This is a genomic window from Nocardioides sp. NPDC004968 (assembly GCF_040608935.1).
Taxonomy (GTDB): Bacteria; Actinomycetota; Actinomycetes; order Propionibacteriales; family Nocardioidaceae; genus Nocardioides.
Window position 1 is genome coordinate 1 of sequence record NZ_JBEXJF010000006.1, and the last position, 15,457, is coordinate 15,457.

19 protein-coding genes are annotated in these 15,457 nt (G+C 69.2%); 8 read left to right on the forward strand and 11 right to left on the reverse strand.

Annotation, left to right across the window (positions count from 1 at the left end; translation table 11 throughout):
* Window positions 1-145 precede the first annotated feature (145 nt).
* The 5 genes from glpX to ABZU72_RS08840 are packed head-to-tail and all read right to left on the reverse strand — an operon-like array spanning window position 146 to window position 3,864.
* Window positions 146-1,165 carry a class II fructose-bisphosphatase gene (gene glpX / locus ABZU72_RS08820; protein WP_355018482.1) on the reverse strand — a complete coding sequence of 340 codons (1,020 nt, stop codon included), beginning with the start codon at window positions 1,163-1,165 and terminating at the stop codon, window positions 146-148.
* 42 nt (window positions 1,166-1,207) lie between these two features.
* Window positions 1,208-1,906, reverse strand: coding sequence for an ATP-binding cassette domain-containing protein (locus ABZU72_RS08825; RefSeq protein WP_355018483.1), 699 nt, complete (start codon window positions 1,904-1,906; stop codon window positions 1,208-1,210).
* Window positions 1,903-2,664 (reverse strand): ABC transporter permease, encoded by a 762-nt coding sequence (locus ABZU72_RS08830; RefSeq protein ID WP_355018484.1) that lies wholly within the window; start codon window positions 2,662-2,664, stop codon window positions 1,903-1,905. The genes ABZU72_RS08825 and ABZU72_RS08830 overlap by 4 nt, the downstream gene beginning before the upstream one ends.
* A gap of 58 nt (window positions 2,665-2,722) precedes the next feature.
* Window positions 2,723-3,478, reverse strand: coding sequence for a molybdate ABC transporter substrate-binding protein (modA, locus tag ABZU72_RS08835; protein WP_355018485.1), 756 nt, complete (start codon window positions 3,476-3,478; stop codon window positions 2,723-2,725).
* On the reverse strand, window positions 3,475-3,864 hold the full coding sequence (locus ABZU72_RS08840; RefSeq protein WP_355018486.1) for a TOBE domain-containing protein: 390 nt from the start codon (window positions 3,862-3,864) through the stop codon (window positions 3,475-3,477). Before ABZU72_RS08840 ends, modA begins: the two co-directional genes overlap by 4 nt.
* A gap of 130 nt (window positions 3,865-3,994) precedes the next feature.
* Between ABZU72_RS08840 and ABZU72_RS08845 the strand changes: the two genes are divergently transcribed.
* Window positions 3,995-4,618 (forward strand): DUF4245 family protein, encoded by a 624-nt coding sequence (locus ABZU72_RS08845; protein WP_355018487.1) that lies wholly within the window; start codon window positions 3,995-3,997, stop codon window positions 4,616-4,618.
* Window positions 4,619-4,728: 110 nt separating this feature from the next.
* Here the strand turns inward: ABZU72_RS08845 and ABZU72_RS08850 are convergent, their stop codons facing one another.
* A complete protein-coding gene (locus ABZU72_RS08850) occupies window positions 4,729-4,926 on the reverse strand; it encodes an exodeoxyribonuclease VII small subunit (protein WP_355018488.1) in 198 nt (65 codons plus the stop codon).
* Window positions 4,919-6,166 carry an exodeoxyribonuclease VII large subunit gene (xseA, locus tag ABZU72_RS08855; protein ID WP_355018489.1) on the reverse strand — a complete coding sequence of 416 codons (1,248 nt, stop codon included), beginning with the start codon at window positions 6,164-6,166 and terminating at the stop codon, window positions 4,919-4,921. The genes ABZU72_RS08850 and xseA overlap by 8 nt, the downstream gene beginning before the upstream one ends.
* A gap of 65 nt (window positions 6,167-6,231) precedes the next feature.
* Between xseA and ABZU72_RS08860 the strand changes: the two genes are divergently transcribed.
* Both ABZU72_RS08860 and ABZU72_RS08865 read left to right on the forward strand, forming a co-directional pair.
* Window positions 6,232-7,230, forward strand: a complete 999-nt coding sequence (locus tag ABZU72_RS08860; RefSeq protein WP_355018490.1) for a 4-hydroxy-3-methylbut-2-enyl diphosphate reductase — start codon at window positions 6,232-6,234, stop codon at window positions 7,228-7,230.
* A 33-nt stretch (window positions 7,231-7,263) separates the two neighbouring features.
* The gene (locus tag ABZU72_RS08865; protein ID WP_355018491.1) at window positions 7,264-7,893 is read left to right on the forward strand and encodes an L-threonylcarbamoyladenylate synthase; all 630 of its coding nucleotides are present in this window, start codon (window positions 7,264-7,266) and stop codon (window positions 7,891-7,893) included.
* Here ABZU72_RS08865 and ABZU72_RS08870 read toward each other — a convergent pair whose 3' ends face one another.
* The gene (locus ABZU72_RS08870) at window positions 7,894-8,337 is read right to left on the reverse strand and encodes a DUF6542 domain-containing protein (RefSeq protein ID WP_355018492.1); all 444 of its coding nucleotides are present in this window, start codon (window positions 8,335-8,337) and stop codon (window positions 7,894-7,896) included.
* A gap of 84 nt (window positions 8,338-8,421) precedes the next feature.
* Window positions 8,422-9,513 carry a DNA recombination protein RmuC gene (locus tag ABZU72_RS08875; RefSeq protein WP_355018493.1) on the reverse strand — a complete coding sequence of 364 codons (1,092 nt, stop codon included), beginning with the start codon at window positions 9,511-9,513 and terminating at the stop codon, window positions 8,422-8,424.
* 75 nt (window positions 9,514-9,588) lie between these two features.
* Here ABZU72_RS08875 and ABZU72_RS08880 point away from each other — a divergent pair, with 75 nt between their 5' ends.
* Window positions 9,589-9,906 (forward strand): TfoX/Sxy family protein, encoded by a 318-nt coding sequence (locus tag ABZU72_RS08880; protein WP_355018494.1) that lies wholly within the window; start codon window positions 9,589-9,591, stop codon window positions 9,904-9,906.
* Here ABZU72_RS08880 and ABZU72_RS08885 read toward each other — a convergent pair.
* Window positions 9,889-10,836, reverse strand: a complete 948-nt coding sequence (locus tag ABZU72_RS08885) for an endonuclease/exonuclease/phosphatase family protein (protein WP_355018495.1) — start codon at window positions 10,834-10,836, stop codon at window positions 9,889-9,891. The genes ABZU72_RS08880 and ABZU72_RS08885 overlap by 18 nt on opposite strands.
* A 10-nt stretch (window positions 10,837-10,846) precedes the next feature.
* Entirely contained in the window at window positions 10,847-11,629 is a 783-nt protein-coding gene (locus ABZU72_RS08890) for an exodeoxyribonuclease III (protein ID WP_355018496.1), read from the reverse strand.
* A 45-nt stretch (window positions 11,630-11,674) separates the two neighbouring features.
* Between ABZU72_RS08890 and ABZU72_RS08895 the strand changes: the two genes are divergently transcribed.
* The 4 genes from ABZU72_RS08895 (at window position 11,675) to ABZU72_RS08910 (ending at window position 15,405) form a co-directional block, all read left to right on the forward strand.
* Window positions 11,675-12,481 carry an ABC transporter ATP-binding protein gene (locus ABZU72_RS08895; RefSeq protein ID WP_355018497.1) on the forward strand — a complete coding sequence of 269 codons (807 nt, stop codon included), beginning with the start codon at window positions 11,675-11,677 and terminating at the stop codon, window positions 12,479-12,481.
* Entirely contained in the window at window positions 12,478-13,329 is an 852-nt protein-coding gene (locus tag ABZU72_RS08900) for an ABC transporter permease (protein ID WP_355018498.1), read from the forward strand. Before ABZU72_RS08895 ends, ABZU72_RS08900 begins: the two co-directional genes overlap by 4 nt.
* Window positions 13,330-13,350: 21 nt before the next feature.
* The gene (locus ABZU72_RS08905; protein ID WP_355018499.1) at window positions 13,351-14,439 is read left to right on the forward strand and encodes an ABC transporter substrate-binding protein; all 1,089 of its coding nucleotides are present in this window, start codon (window positions 13,351-13,353) and stop codon (window positions 14,437-14,439) included.
* Between the two features lie 162 nt (window positions 14,440-14,601).
* Window positions 14,602-15,405: a M57 family metalloprotease gene (locus tag ABZU72_RS08910; RefSeq protein ID WP_355018500.1), complete on the forward strand. Its 804-nt coding sequence runs from the start codon at window positions 14,602-14,604 to the stop codon at window positions 15,403-15,405.
* The last annotated feature ends 52 nt before the right edge of the window (window positions 15,406-15,457 follow it).

Here is a 15,457-nt window from a genome sequence, read left to right on the forward strand (position 1 = left end):
GGGCGCAGGCTACGTCGTCAACTCCGTCGGCGGCGCGTTCTCGATGAACGAGACCTGCCCGCGCTGCGGTGGCCGCCAGCTGATCTACGACGAGGACCAAGAGGTCCTTGCCGCGCATCCGGCCGGCGCAAGCGCCGGGCGAGGATCAGAAGTCGATCGCGCTGTACGCCTGGAGCTTGGCGAGCTGGTGCTCCGAGGTGACCTTGCGGATCGTGCCAGAGCGGCTGCGCATCACCAGGGAGTCGGTGACGATGGCGCCGTGGGGGAGGTACTGCACGCCACGCATCAGGTCGCCGTCGGTGATGCCGGTGGCGACGAAGAAGCAGTCGTCGCCGGTGACCAGGTCGTCGGTGTGGAGCACGAAGTCGGGGTCGAGGTTGTGGCCGGCGTCGAGGGCGCGCTGGCGCTCTTCGTCGTCCTTGGGCCACAGCCGGCCCTGGATGGTGCCGCCGAGTGCCTTCATCGCGCACGCGGCGACGATGCCCTCGGGAGTGCCGCCGATGCCCATCAGCAGGTCGGCGCCGGAGCCGGCACGGGCCGCCGAGATCGCGCCGGCGACGTCGCCGTCGACGATGAACTTGATCCGGGCGCCGGTCTCGCGGATCTCCTCGACCATCTTGTCGTGGCGCGGCCGGTCGAGCACGATCACGGTGATGTCGGAGGCCTTGGTGTCCTTCGCCTTGGCCACCGCGGCGATGTTCTCGGCGACGGGGAGGCGGATGTCGACGACGTCGGCGGCCTCGGGCCCGGTGACCAGCTTCTCCATGTAGAAGACGGCGCTGGGGTCGTACATGCTGCCGCGCGGGGCGACCGCCATCACCGCGACGGCGTTGCTCATGCCCTTAGCGCACAGGGTGGTGCCGTCGATCGGGTCGACGGCGACGTCGCAGTCGGGGCCGGTGCCGTCGCCGACGTCCTCGCCGTTGTAGAGCATCGGGGCGTTGTCCTTCTCGCCCTCGCCGATCACGACGGTGCCGTTCATGGCGACGGTGGAGATCATCGTGCGCATCGCGTTGACCGCGACGCCGTCGGCGCCGTTCTTGTCGCCGCGACCCACCCAGCGGCCGGCGGCCATCGCCGCGGCCTCCGTCACGCGCACGAGCTCCAGGGCCAGGTTGCGGTCAGGAGCGGTGGGGGCGACGCCGAGCGGCTGGGTGTCGTTCATAGGGTCAATCTATCCGCCGGGCGCGGCGGAGCGGCCACGGTGTCACTTGATCGATCCAGAGACAAGCCTCACAGCGAAACCCGACTGCGGGTCGTTCAGAACCTGCTCGGTGGGGCCGTCCTCGACGATGTGACCGTGCTCGATCACCACCACCCGGTCGGCGAGCGCGCGGGCGTCAGCAGCGTCGTGGGTGACGATGATGGCGGTCCGGTCCTCGAGGGCGGTACGCAGGGTCTGCCGCAGCGCGGGACGTACGTCGACGTCGAGCGAGGCCATCGGCTCGTCGAGCAGGAGCAGCTCGGGGTCTGCCGCGAGCGCTCGGGCGACCGCCACCCGCTGGGCCTGACCGCCGGAGATTTCGGTGGGTCTGCGCTCGGCGAGCATCTCTGCGCCGACCTCGGTGAGGTGGCGGGTGGCGAGCTCGTTGGCCTGGCGGCGGTGTACGCCACGGGCCCGGGGCGCGAAGGCGACGTTGGCCAGCACCGACAGGTGCGGGAAGAGCAGCGGGTCCTGGGCGAGGAGCGCGATCCCGCGGGCGTGCGGGGGAGTGCGGTCGAGGACGCGGTCGCCGAGGCGTACCTCGCCTTCGTCGGGACGCAGGAGCCCGGCGATCACGCCGAGGATGCTCGACTTCCCGGCGCCGTTGGGGCCGGTGAGCGCGACCGTCTCGCCGGCGGCCACGTCGAGGGTGACGTCGATGCCGCGCTGGGGGATCACCGCACGCAGATGAAGTTTGCTCATAGGGCTCTCCCGTGGCGGGCGAAGCCGATCACGGCGACCGCGACGACGACCAGCACCAGTGATAGCGCGACCGCCGCGTCCGGGTCGTCGACGCGGAGCAGGTAGACCTGCAGCGGCATCGTGCTGGTGATCCCGGGCAGGTTGCCGGCGAAGGTGATGGTGGCGCCGAACTCGCCCAGGCAGCGAGCGAAGGCCAGGACCGACCCGGAGAGCAGGCCGGGGCCGACCAGCGGAAGTGTGACGCGCCGGAAGACGGTGGTCGGGCGAGCGCCGAGGGTGGCCGCGACCGCCTCGTAGCGGGTGCCGCTGGTGCGCAGCGCGCCCTCGAGGCTGATCACCAGGAACGGCAGCGCGACGAACGTCTGCGCCATCACCACGGCGAGGGTGGTGAACGGGATCTGGATGCCGACCAGGTCCAGCGACTGTCCCAGCAGGCCCCGCCGGCCGAAGGTGTAGAGCAGCGCCAGGCCACTGACGACCGGGGGCAGCACGAGCGGAAGGAGCACCAGCGAGCGCACCAGTCCCTGACCCCGGAAGCTGGTGCGGGCGAGGACGGTGGAGAGAGGTACGCCGAGGAGGATGCACAGCGCGGTGCTCGCCACCGAGGTGCGCAGGCTGAGCCAGAGCGCCTCCAGCGCGGATGGCGAGGTGATCAGCGCCGGGAAGCTCGCGAGGTCGACGCGGAGGATGATCGCGGCGAGCGGAAGGATGATGAACGCCGCCGCGAGGGCCGCCGGGAACCACAGCCAGCGTGGCATACCGACGGACGGACCGACCCCCCTCTGCCGGTCCGTCCGCCTGGCGGTCCCGAGAAGATCAGGGCTGGCTGAAGCCGGCATCGGTCAGTACCTTCTGCCCGGTCCCGCTCAGCACCAGGTCGACGAACTCCTGCGCGAGGTCGGCGTCGTCGGCGCCGTCGATGGTGCTGATCGGGTAGGTGTTCACGACCTGGTCGGCCTCGTCGAACTCGACGCCCGTCACGGTGTCGCCGGCGGCGGTCACGTCGGTGACGTACACGACCCCGGCGTCGGCGTCACCGGAGGTGACCTTGGCGAGTACGTCGCTGACCGACTGCTCCTCGCTGACCGGCTCGATGTCGACGCCGGTCTCCTCCTCCATCTGAGCGGTCGCGTTGCCGCAGGGGACCTCGGCCGCGCAGACGACGACCTTGTTCTCGGCCTTGGCGAGGTCCTGGAAGCCGGTGATCTCGGCCGGGTTGCCCGGCGGCGTGGCGATCTCCAGCGTGTTGGCGGCGAAGTCCTGCGGGTCGACGGCCAGGTCGCCGAGCTTGTCCATGTTCTTGGTGTCGGCCGAGGCGAAGACGTCCGCCGGGGCGCCGTCCTCGATCTGGGCCACCAGGTCGGAGGAGCCGCCGAAGCTGGTGGTCACCTTCACGCCGGGGTGGTCCTTCTCGAACTGCTCGGCCAGCTCGGTGAACGTGTCGGTCAGCGAGGCCGCCGCGAAGACGGTCAGCTCCCGGTCCTCCGACCCCTCGCTCGAGCTCGCGCAGCCGGCGAGCGCGAGGGCGGCCGCCACCGCGACGGTGGCACCGATTCGTGGGTTCTTGATCATGGGCGCTCCACGACGACGTTGGTTGACTTGATGGATGCGACCGCGCTGACACCGGGCTCGAGGCCCAGCTCGATGGCGGCCTCGGCGCTCATCAGGGAGACGATCCGGTAGGGCCCGCAGACCATCTCCACCTGGGCCATCACGGTGTCCAGGGTGGTCTTGGTGACGATCCCGAGCATCCGGTTGCGGGCGCTGACCGCCTTCGCCCGGACCGGATCGGGGGCATCGGCCAGCTCCGAGGCCAGCTCGGCCAGAACGATGCCGTCGATGACCGCCCGGCCGTTTTCCGTGCTCGCCTCGATCCGTCCCGCGTCGATCCAGCGGCGCACGGTGTCGTCGCTGACGCCGAGGAGACCAGCGGCTTCGGCGATACGGTAGGTGGTCACGGGAGGAGTATCGCATCTGCGGCGAAATCACGCGCGAAGTGTCCTCATCTGCGGAACGCTTCGATTCGGTGGTCGAGCTTGTCGGGACCACGATTCGAGGGAACATCGACCGAGTGGGACCATGGAGGGCGTGAGCGACACCGATCAGCAGCAGCCCGCCCAGCCGTCGAATCAGCCGGCGGGCGAGCAGCCGGAGACCCCGGCGCGCAGCTACCCACGCACGTTCGGTGCCCTGATCGGGTCGATGATCTTCTTGCTCGTCCTCGTCGTCCCGATCGTGCTGATCGTGCAGTGGCGCGGCAACCTCGAGCGCGAGGTCAGCGGAGCCAACGAGACCTACAAGGCGGACTGGGCCGAGGCCGTACGCAGCGCCCAGGTCGCCGACCTCGACGTCGTCTACCCGCGCGAGCTGCCCTCAGGCTGGTACGCCAACACCGACCCGTCCTACCAGGGCGGCGAGGAGCCGTCGTGGACCATGTCGTTCGTCAAGGGCGAGACCTCCTACGTCGGCCTGGAGCTCTCCTCCCGCTCGGCGCAGGCGCTGGCTCAGAAGAACATCGACACACAGGCCAAGGAGGGCGACGAGGTCAGCATCGACACCGACGTCGCCGACACCTGGACCGAATGGTCCGACTCTGGCGGCGACACCGGCTACTCCGCCGAGGTCGACGGCCAGACGCTGATGCTCTGGGGTCCCAAGGACGGCGACGTACGCGACTACCTCGCCCTCGTCACCACCGAGCCCCTGAAGTAGCGAGACGTCACCCGCGTCGGCCGAGGCGTCACCTACGTCGGCCGAGGTGGCAGCGCTGTGACAACTCGGCCAGCGGGAGCGACGTCTCGGGCGGCGGGAGCGACGTCTCGTCAGTCCTGGACGGCGGCGTCGATCTTCTTCCGGGCGCCGTCGAGCCACTCCTGGCACAGCGTGGCCAGCTTCTCGCCGCGCTCCCACAGGGCCAGGGACTCCTCGAGGGTGATGCCGCCGGCCTCGAGCTTGCGGACGACCTCGACCAGCTCCTCGCGGGCCTGCTCGTAGGACAGGTTCTTGTCGTCGTCAGTCATCGGCTACGTCCTTAGTGGGCTCAGTCTTCTCGATCGAGGTGATGGTCGTTGTCAGGCGGCCGTCGGCGAGGCGGATGCTGACCGCCTCGCCCTCGGCGGCGTCGGCGACGCTGGTGAGGACGTGTCCGTCGGCATCCTGGGCGACGGCGTACCCCCGTCTCAGCGTCTCCAGGGGTGAGAGCGCGCGGGCGCGGGCGCGATGGTGGCCGATGTCGTCGGCGGCCCGGTCGAGGGCGTGCCCGACGGTGCGGCGGGCACGGTCGCGCAGCGAGGTCACCTCGTCGCGGCGGGCGTCGATCAGGGAGCGCGGGTCGGCCAGCACCGGCCGCGAACGCAACGCGTCCAAGAGCGTCTGCTCGCGGTGGATCAGCGCGGCGATCCCGCCGCGGAGCCGGTCGCGTCCGGTCGCCACGATCCGCTGCTCCTCGACCACGTCGGGTACGACGAGCTTGGCGGCATCGGTCGGCGTCGAGGCACGTACGTCGGCGGCCAGGTCCAGCAGCGGCGAGTCGGGCTCGTGGCCGATCGCGGAGACGACCGGGGTGCGCGCGGCGTGCACCGCACGGATCAGGTGCTCGTCGGAGAACGGCAGCAGGTCCTCGACCGAACCGCCGCCGCGGGCGATGACGATCACGTCGACCTCGGGGTCGCGGTCGAGCCGCTGCAGCTTCTCGACGACGTCGGCAGCGCTGCGCGCCCCCTGCATCGCGGCGTACGCCACCTCGAACCGCACCTGTGGCCACCGCCGCTTCGCGTTCTCGAGCACGTCCCGCTCGGCCGCTGAGTTCGCGGCGGTGAGCAGCCCGACCTTGGTCGGCAGGAAGGGGAGCGGGCGCTTCAGCTCGGCAGCGAAGAGCCCCTCGGCGGCCAGCAGCTGCCGGCGCTGCTCGAGCCGGGCGAGCAGCTCACCGAGCCCGACCGGACGGATGTCGCGGGCCTGCAGCGACAAGGTGCCGCGGTTGGCGTAGTAGGACGGCTTCGCGTGGATGATCACCGAGGCGCCCTCGACCAGCGGCGGATTCAGGCTGTCGAGCAGGAACCGCGTGCACGTCACCGGCACCGAGATGTCGGCCACCGAGTCGCGCAGGGTCAGGAAGACGGTCTGCATCCCCGGCCGCCGGCTCATCTGGGCCACCTGCCCCTCCACCCAGACCGCCCCGAGCTTGTCGATCCAGCCGCCGATCGCGTTCGCGATCTGCCGCACCGGAGCGGGCGACTCGGGGGAGGTGTCGAGGGCCATGCCGCCAACCCTAGAGCGGGCCACCGACATTAGAGGTGTCACGCCACGGTCTCTAGACTGGTCCCATGAGCATCGACCTCGGCACCCCACGCCTGATCTCCGACGACGAGAAGGCTGTCCTCCTCGCGGAGCCGCGCGGCTATTGCGCCGGGGTGGACCGGGCCGTGATCACCGTCGAGGAGGCGCTGGACCTCTATGGCGCGCCCGTCTACGTGCGCAAGGAGATCGTGCACAACAAGCACGTCGTCGACGATCTGCGCAACCGCGGCGCGATCTTCGTCAACGAGCTCGACGAGGTGCCCTCGGGCGCGACCGTCGTCTTCTCCGCCCACGGTGTCTCCCCGGCGGTCCACGCCGACGCCGCCGTGCGTGAGCTGAAGACGATCGACGCGACCTGCCCGCTGGTCACCAAGGTCCACCTGGAGGCCAAGCGGTTCGCGCGCGAGGGCTACAGCATCCTGCTGATCGGCCACGCCGGTCACGAGGAGGTCGAGGGCACCATGGGTGAGGCGCCGGAGGCGACCACGCTCGTCGAGGGTCCCGGTGACGTACCCGGACTCGAGGTCGCCGACCCCTCCAAGGTCGTCTGGCTCTCCCAGACCACCCTCTCGGTCGACGAGACCATGGAGACGGTCGCCGCGCTCCGGGTGAAGTTCCCCGAGCTGCTCGACCCGCCCAGCGACGACATCTGCTACGCCACCCAGAACCGCCAGCAGGCCGTCAAGGAGATCGGCGGGGCCAGCGACCTGGTCATCGTCGTCGGCTCCGGCAACTCCTCCAACTCGGTCCGCCTGGTCGAGGTCGCGCTCGAGGCCGGCGCCAAGGCGGCCTACCGCGTCGACGACGCCAGTGAGATCGACGAGTCCTGGCTCGATGGCGTACGCAGCGTCTCGGTCACCTCTGGTGCCAGCGTGCCCGAGAAGCTGGTCGAGGGTGTCGTCGAGTTCCTCAAGGAGCGCGGCTTCCCCGACGCCCTGGCACACAAGAGCGCCGAGGAGTCGTTGATCTTCGCGCTGCCCACGGAACTCCGCAAGGACCTGAAAGCCGCTGCCGCGAGGGGTTGATCCCCGACCCGTGATGGGCGTTAGGGTCGAGGGGTGGCCCGATTTCTCGACGTACACCCTGACAACCCGCAGCCCCGTCTGATCAGCCAGGTCGTCGATGCCCTGCGTGACGACCAGCTGATCGCGTACCCGACCGACTCCGGCTACGCGCTCGGCTCGCGGATCGGCAACAAGGACGGTCGCGACCGGATCCTCAAGATCCGTGGCCTCGACGACCGCCACCACTTCACGTTGATCTGCAAGGACTTCGCGCAGCTCGGCACGATGGTCCACGTCGACAACAGCGCCTTCCGGGCGATCAAGAGCGCGACCCCGGGGCCCTACACGTTCATCCTGCCGGCGACCCCTGAGGTGCCGCGACGGCTGATGCACCCGAAGAAGAAGACCGTGGGCGTACGCATCCCCGAGCACGCCGTCGTGCAGGCGCTGCTCGAGGAGCTCGGTGAGCCGCTGCTGTCCTCGACGCTGATCCTGCCCGGCGAGACCGAGCCGGAGGTCTTCGGGTGGAACGTCAAGGAGGCGCTCGACCACCAGGTCGACATCGTCATCGAGGCCGGCGAGACCCCGGCCGAGCCGACCACGGTCATCGACTGGTCCGACGGCGAGCCCGAGGTCATCCGTGAGGGTGCCGGCGACGTCTCCGGGTTCCTGGCGCTGGACTGATCAGGAGGCCAGGGCGCGTTCGCGCTCGACCTCGTCGCGGGTCTCGATGCGCTGTTTCAGAACCCGGCGGCGCATCACCAGGCAGCCCAGGCACAGGGCGTAGCCGATGAACAGGCTGATCGCGTGGTGTCCGAGGCCGCTGACCACGGCTTGGACGAAGCCGTCCCCGGCGTCGGCGATCGACCCGGGCTGGGTCGCGGCCAGCAGGATGAAGATGCCGAGCATGATCAGCGGCGGGAGCACGCCGACCACGAAGAAGTCGCTGGGTCTGACGATCAGCGCGAGCGTCAGCGCGATCGCCACGAAGGTGAAGTCGAAGAGCAGGCCGATCTGGTCATCGATGAGCAGATCGACGAAGGTGACCGTCAGCGAGGTGGCGGATCCGAGCGCGACAACATGGCGGCCGGACTCGCGTCCTTCCTCCCAGATGGTGCGCTGACTCATGCCGCCGCCTCCGTTGCGCAAGCGCCATGGTACGGACGCGACGGCCTGAGGCTTATGGTCGCTCGCTGGCGCTCGCTCATGGGGTCACGATCTCTCGAATGCAGCCTGTGTATCAGAACCCACGGTAGGGCCCGGCACACCGTCATTTTCGGCGGCGCGCCGATCATCCTCCCTTACGCTGCTCAGCCTTTCCACAGCGCGTATCTCCACCGGTCGCGGTGTCTCGAGTTCATCGTCGGTTACCGATAATTCATTGAAACGACGGGCGGCCACCAGGACCCGGTTGTCGAGGGATCCGATCGCCTGGTTGTAGCGGGTCACCGCGGTGTTGAGGGAGCGCCCGATCCCGTCCAGGTGGCCGGACATGGTGGACAGACGCTGGTGCAGGTCACGGCCGAGCCGGTGGATCTCCCGGGCCTGCTCGGCGAGCGCCTCGTGGGACCATCCGTGCGCCACCGTGCGCAGTAGCGCGATCAGTGTCGTCGGTGAGGCCAGCACCACCCGGCGCTCCGCGGCGTACTCGATCAGGCCGGGCTCGGTCTCCAGCGCCGCCGAGAGGAACGACTCCGCCGGCACGAAGAGCACGACGAACTCGGGCGACTCCTCCAGGAAGCGCCAGTAGGACTTCGAGGCCAGCTGGTCCACATGCGTACGCAGCTGGGTGGTGTGTCTGCGCAGGTGAGCGCGGTAGTCGTCCTCGTTGTCCGCGGACGCGGCGTCGAGGTAGGCGTCGAGGGGGACCTTGGAGTCGACGACCAGCTCCTTGTTACCGGACAGATGCACCACCAGGTCGGGGCGCAGTCGCCCGTCTTCGAGATGGACCTGCTCGGAGAAGTCGCACTTGTCCACCAGGCCGGCGAGCTCCACCGCGCGGCGCAGGTGCATCTCGCCCCAGCGGCCCCTGACCTGGGGTTTCCGCAGCGCCGTCGACAGCGACCGGGTCTCGGTCTGGAGCCGCCCGACCTCCGTCTCGAACTGCCCCTGCCAGCGGGCCCGCTCCCGGTCGAGATGCTGCATCTGGTCGCTGAGCCGGTCGAGCCCCTGCATCACCTCGGCCTGGTCCACCATCCCGGCCGCGACCGTCCCCACGCTCCGGGCCCGCGCCCACAGCACCCCGAGCACGACGCCCAGGGCAAGACCGATCACCAGTCCGAGCACGAGGATCCAGATCTCCATGACATCGATACTCGCAGGGACCACCGACAATTTGTTCGGATGGGCACGGTCGGCGGTTCGTGGTTCCATGGAGGCATGGCGCACAACGTCGAGCTGGCCGAACGCGTCCGGGACCTGATGCCCGCCGGCACCACCGAGGTGAAGATGTTCGGTGGGCTGGCGTTCATGGTGAACGGCAACATGGCGTGCGCGGTCGGTGCCGACGACCTGCTCGTACGCACCGGCAAGTCGGCCTACGAGGCCGCCCTCGCGGCAGGCGCCGAGCCGATGATCATGGGTGCTCGGACGATGTCCGGCTACGTCAACGTCGCCGCCGACCTGCTCAACGGCGATGCCCTCGCCGGCTGGGTCGAGCGCGGCGTCGCCACCGCCGAGTCACTGCCACCGAAGTAGCGCGACCACGGGAAGGTGATCGCTCCCGGTCCGGTCCAACGGTCGTACGTCCTCGACCTCGGCGCCACGGGCGAAGACGTGGTCGATGCGGATGGCCGGGAGGGCTGCCGGGAAGGTGAACCCGAAGCGGTCCTGCGGCTCGCTGACCTGGGAGATGACCGGACGTAGCGCGCGGTCACCCGCGTCTGCGTTGAAGTCGCCGGAGACGATCACGACCTCGGCGTCGTCCGCCCGCAAGGCCTCGGCGAGAAGCTTGATGCTCCCGTTGCGCGCCGTGACGTCCAGGCCGCGGACGCCCAGCCGGATCGAGGGCAGGTGCACCGCATACACCGCGACGACCGGGGCGTCGTCGGCAGGCCTCGTCTCCACCCGCAGCCCACGTCTCCACGACGCGTCCACGCCCGCCGGGCGCAGATCGAGAGGTGTCGCGTTCTCGAGAGGTCGTGCCGACCACACCCCGACGGTGCCGTACGTCTCGTGGTGCGGGAGGGCAGCTCCGAACGCCCGGCTGTAGTCGCCGACCAGCTCGGGAACCACCTCGTTCAGCGTCACGATGTCGGGCGAGGCAGCGAGGATCTCGCGGACGGTCCCGCTGATATCCGTGTTGGTGTCGCTCACGTTGTGCTGGACGACGACCAGGTCGGGGTTCGAGGCGGGAACGTCGGAGAGCTTGGGATGAAACGTCCAGCCCCAGGCCACGGCGGGCACGATGAACGCGATGACCGCGGCGGCCGACCGTCGCGCCAGCCCGACGAGCAGGACCAGCACCGCCACGGCGCCGAGCCACGGCAGGAACGTCTCCACGAGGCTGCCGATACCGAACGCCGATGGGAGATGGGCGCGGAAGAGGATCGCGCCGGCGATGACGAGAAGGAGGACCGCGCAGACCGTGCCGCGGGACCAGACCGTTCCCCGTCGCTCCCGTTTCACGGCATCGTCGTCAGTCGGCGAGATCGACGATCACCGGGGCGTGGTCGGAGGGGGAGCCGGTGCCGATCGCGGGGTTGCGCTCGTCGAGATCGACGGACGCGCCCGTCACCCGTGAGGCGAACGAGGGGGAGCCGAGGACGAAGTCGATGCGCAGGCCGCGGTTGCGCTCGAAACGCTGCCGGTAGTAGTCGAAGTAGGTGTAGGCCTCCGGGCCGGGCACGAAGGGGCGTACGACGTCCTTGAAGTCCTTCTCGATGGCGAAGAAGGCGTCGCGCTCGGCGGGGGTGAGGTGGGTCTTGCCGACGAACTGCTTGGGGTCGAAGCAGTCCTCGTCGAAGGGGCAGACGTTCCAGTCGCCGACCATGGCCGAGGGTCCGTCGTGCCAGGCCTGCGAGGCCTTCTGCAGGGCCGCGAGCCACTCCAGCTTGTAGGCATAGTGGGGATCGTCCGGCTTGCGGCCGTTGGGGACGTAGACCGAGGTCACCCGTACGTCACCGCAGGTCGCCGTGAGCGCGCGGGCCTCGGCGACGTCCTTGAACGACGGCATCCCCTCGAACCCGACCTGGATGTCGGTCAGCCCGACCCGGGAGATCAGCGCGACGCCGTTCCACTGGTCGTAGCCGACCGAGGCGACCTCGTAGCCGCGGGCCTCCAAGCCCATCGTCGGGATCTGGTCGGGCTTGGCCTTGGTCTCCTGCAGGGCGAGCACGTCGATCGAGTGTCGCTCGACGAAGGCCTCGACGCGGTCGATGCGGGAGCGGATGGAGTTGATGTTCCAGGTGGCGATACGCACGCCCGTCAGACTATCCAGAAGACGTATTGGACTACCGTTTGAGGCGTGGGCAGCGCGACGATCGAGATGCATGGGGTCCGTCGTCTCTACGAGCAGGCAGATCTCGCCGAGCTGATCGCCCTCGACGACATCGATCTGACCATCGATCCCGGCACGTTCGTGAGCATCATCGGGCCCTCGGGTTGCGGCAAGTCGACGCTGTTGCGGCTGATCAGCGGGCAGGAGTCGGCCGACGCCGGGAGGATCACCGTGTGCGGTCTGACCCCGAAGGAGGCGGCCGAGGCGAAGGCCTTCGGGTTCGTGCCGCAGTCTCCCGCGCTGCTGCCCTGGCTGAGCGTGCTCGGCAACGTGACCCTGCCGCACAAGGTCAATCGGCGCGGGGCCAACCGCCGCAGCGACCGCGGCCGCCCCGACCTCGAGGCGATGCTGCGCGAGGTCGGCCTGGGGGAGTCGCTCCACAAGCTCCCCGCTGAGCTGTCGGGCGGCATGAAGCAGCGGACCGCGATCGTACGCGCCTTCGGGCTGCGCCCCGACGTACTCCTTCTCGACGAGCCCTTCGGTGCGCTCGACGAGTTCACCCGCGAGGCGCTCCAGGAGCAACTGCTGGAGCTGTGGGAGCAGACCCGCGCGACGGTCGTCTTCGTCACCCACTCGATCTCCGAGGCGGTCAGGCTGTCCGACAAGGTCGTCGTGATGGCCCCGCGACCTGGCCGGATCACCGACGTCATCGACATCGACCTGCCCCGCCCCCGCCACCAGGAGCTCCTCACCTCGCCGGAGTTCCACGCCTACGAGCTCGCCCTCCGGGGCAGCCTGAGGGACGCCTTCAGCCACGGAGAGGTCGTCTCGTGACCCTGGACTCAGGTACGCAGCCGGCCCCTCGGCAGCGGCCACATCTGGTCGTCCCCACCCCCGAGCAGCTCGCCGCGCGCCGCCTGCGCCGCCGCACCCGGCTGCTCCGCCCGCGCTACTGGCTCCCGTTCGTCCTTCTCGTCGTGGTGCTCGGGCTTGCCTGGGAGGTGGGCGCGCGGCGGATGCCCTACCTGTTCGCGCCGCTCGGCGACATCGCGAGCGTGCTGACCGAGGACCCCGGCTACTTCCTGAGCAACACTCTGGTCACCCTCAGCGAGGCACTGGTGGGGCTCGGGATCGGCTTCGTCGCCGCCTTCGCCCTCGCCGTCGTGGTGAGCGAGATCGCGGTGGTGCGGCGTGCGGTGATGCCGGTGGCCGTCGTGCTCTCGGTGACGCCGCTGGTGGCGATCGCGCCGCTGCTCGTGGTCGCGCTCGGTTTCGGGATGGGGCCGAAGGTGGTCCTGACCGCGCTGGTCTGCTTCTTCCCGATCCTGATCAACGTGGCGACCGGGCTGCGGGCGGTGCCCTCGCCGGTGCTGCAGGTCTACCGCACCGTGGCCGCGAGCCGGCTGGAGGTGCTGCGCCACCTGCGGGTGCCCGCCTCGCTGCCCTACGTCTTCGCGTCGCTCCGGATCGTCTTCCCGCTGTCGATGATCGGCGCCGTCGTGGCCGAGCTCTCCGCCGCGGGGTCGGCCGACGGCCTCGGCAGCGTGATACAGGTGGCCAGCTCGCAGAACAGACTGGCTACGGTGTGGGCAGCGATCTTCGTCCTCGCGGCGCTCGGGTCGTTGCTGTTCTGGCTCGTGACGCTCGCCGAGCGTCGAGTGCTCCACTGGCACGAGTCCTGACCTGAGTTGAAGGAGCCCTTCATGTCTCGCGTACGTCCGTTCGCGGCTGCCCTCACGTCGGCGGTCGTCCTGCTCGGTGCGCTGACCGCCTGCGGGTCCTCGCAGGACTCCGCCGACCCGCAGGGGAGCGCGGTCTCGGCCGAGCGCTGCGAGCAGAACGAGAAGGCCGGCAGGATCACCTACATGTCGGGCTACTACTGGCAGGCGTCGGCCTCGATCATGGAGGCCATCGCCGCAGATCAGCTGGGCTATTTCAAAGATCTCTGCCTCGACGTCGAGCTCCAGCCGGGCTCGGGCGACGTCTCCCAGAACGCCAAGCTGATCGCCGCCGGGAAGGTGCAGGTCGGGCCGCTCTCCGAGCAGGACATCATGACCTCCAATGCGAGCGGGCTGAAGGTGCTCGGCGTCTCGTCCTACTCCAACGCCGGTCTCGACGTGCTGATGACCGGCACCGAGATCACCGACCTGAAGCAGCTCGAGGGCAAGACCCTCGGCCACAAGGGCTGGGTCCCGGTCGGCGTGCAGGCGATGCTCGCCGAGGCCGGCGTCGACATGGCGAAGGTGAAGCAGGTCAAGGTCGGCTACGACCCCGGCGTGCTGCCGCGCGGCCAGGTCGATGCGCTGGTCGGGTTCGTCTCCAACGAGCCCAACCAGCTGAAGGAGGCCGGCGAGGAGGTCACGGTCTGGGAGCCGACCGACTTCGAGGTGCCCGGCTCCCTCGGCGCCTACTCCGTCAACCCGGCCTGGGCCGAGAAGCACCCCACCGCCGTCGAGGACTTCCTCCGGGCCGTCTTCAAGGCCTACACCTACTGCGCCGCCGACGACCACGTCGAGGAGTGCATCGGCTACCAGCACGATCTGGCCGGCGCCGAGTCCGACGAGACGCACGAGACGGCCATCTGGCGCACCGAGGTCGCGGTCGCGGCCGACAACCCGCTCCCGGGCAGGTTCGGCTCGGTCGACCCCGACAACGTCGCGGCGCTGGCCGGGGTCGTGACGGCGTACGCAGGTCAGAAGGTCACGCCCGAGCAGGCCGCCTCCTGGTTCGACACGTCCTTCGCGGAGGCGGTCGTCGACGACAACGACAACGTGATCTGGCCCGCTCCGTGACACTCCTGGTGGCAAACGTAGGAATTCGACTCGAAAGTTTTGCCTGTTCAACGGCAATTTCACCGAAGTTTCTATAGCCCATCCCTAGTCGCAACGCTTGAATCTCCTGTGGCTGCCGGCGTCAATCGCCGGCGGCCGTTCACAAATCCAGGAGGAAGAGCTATGCGAGTTCGTATTCCCATGATGATCGCCGCGGCTGCGGGTGCCGCGGCGCTGACTGCGTCGATGGTTCCCGCATTCGCCCAAGAGGCACCGAGCTACAAGGAGTTCGAGGCGTCCACGTACGTCGACTTCGACGGTCAGTACGTCGTCAACGGCGACGAGGTCGTCTCCAACCAGGGTGACCTGCACAAGTTCTACGAGTCGATGGTCTCGGCGCCGAAGCACGTCCCCGAGGACGGCCTCATCGTCAACACCGTCAGCGGGAAGGACGACAAGTGGTCGGCCTCCCAGGCGCTCAACCTCACCTACTGTGTCTCGAACAAGTTCGGCACCGACAAGGCCGCCATCGTGACCGCGATGGCGCAGGGCGAGGGTATGTGGGAGGCGGCCAGCTCGGCGGTCGAGTTCATCTACGTCCCCGCCCAGGACGCGTCCTGCAACACCCGCAACTCCAACGTGCTCTTCTCGGTCGAGCCGGTGAGCACCTCGCAGTACATCGCGCGGGCGTTCTTCCCGTCGACCTCGAAGCGCTCCCGCAACGTGCTCATCGACGACTCGATCTTCTCGTCGGGCAACTGGGAGGCGGGTGACATCCTCGGCCACGAGCTCGGTCACACCCTCGGGTTCCGCCACGAGCACACCCGGCCCGAGTCGGCGACCTGCTTCGAGGACAACAACTGGCGTGCGCTGACCCCGTACGACTCGTCCTCGATCATGCACTACCCGCAGTGCAACGGTGGCTCGGAGGACCTGGAGTTCCAGGCCTCCGACGCGGCCGGGATCCGGGCGCTGTACGGCTCCTGATCCACCAGCAGCAAGAGAGCGGCCCTCCCGGTTTCCCGGGAGGGCCGCTCTC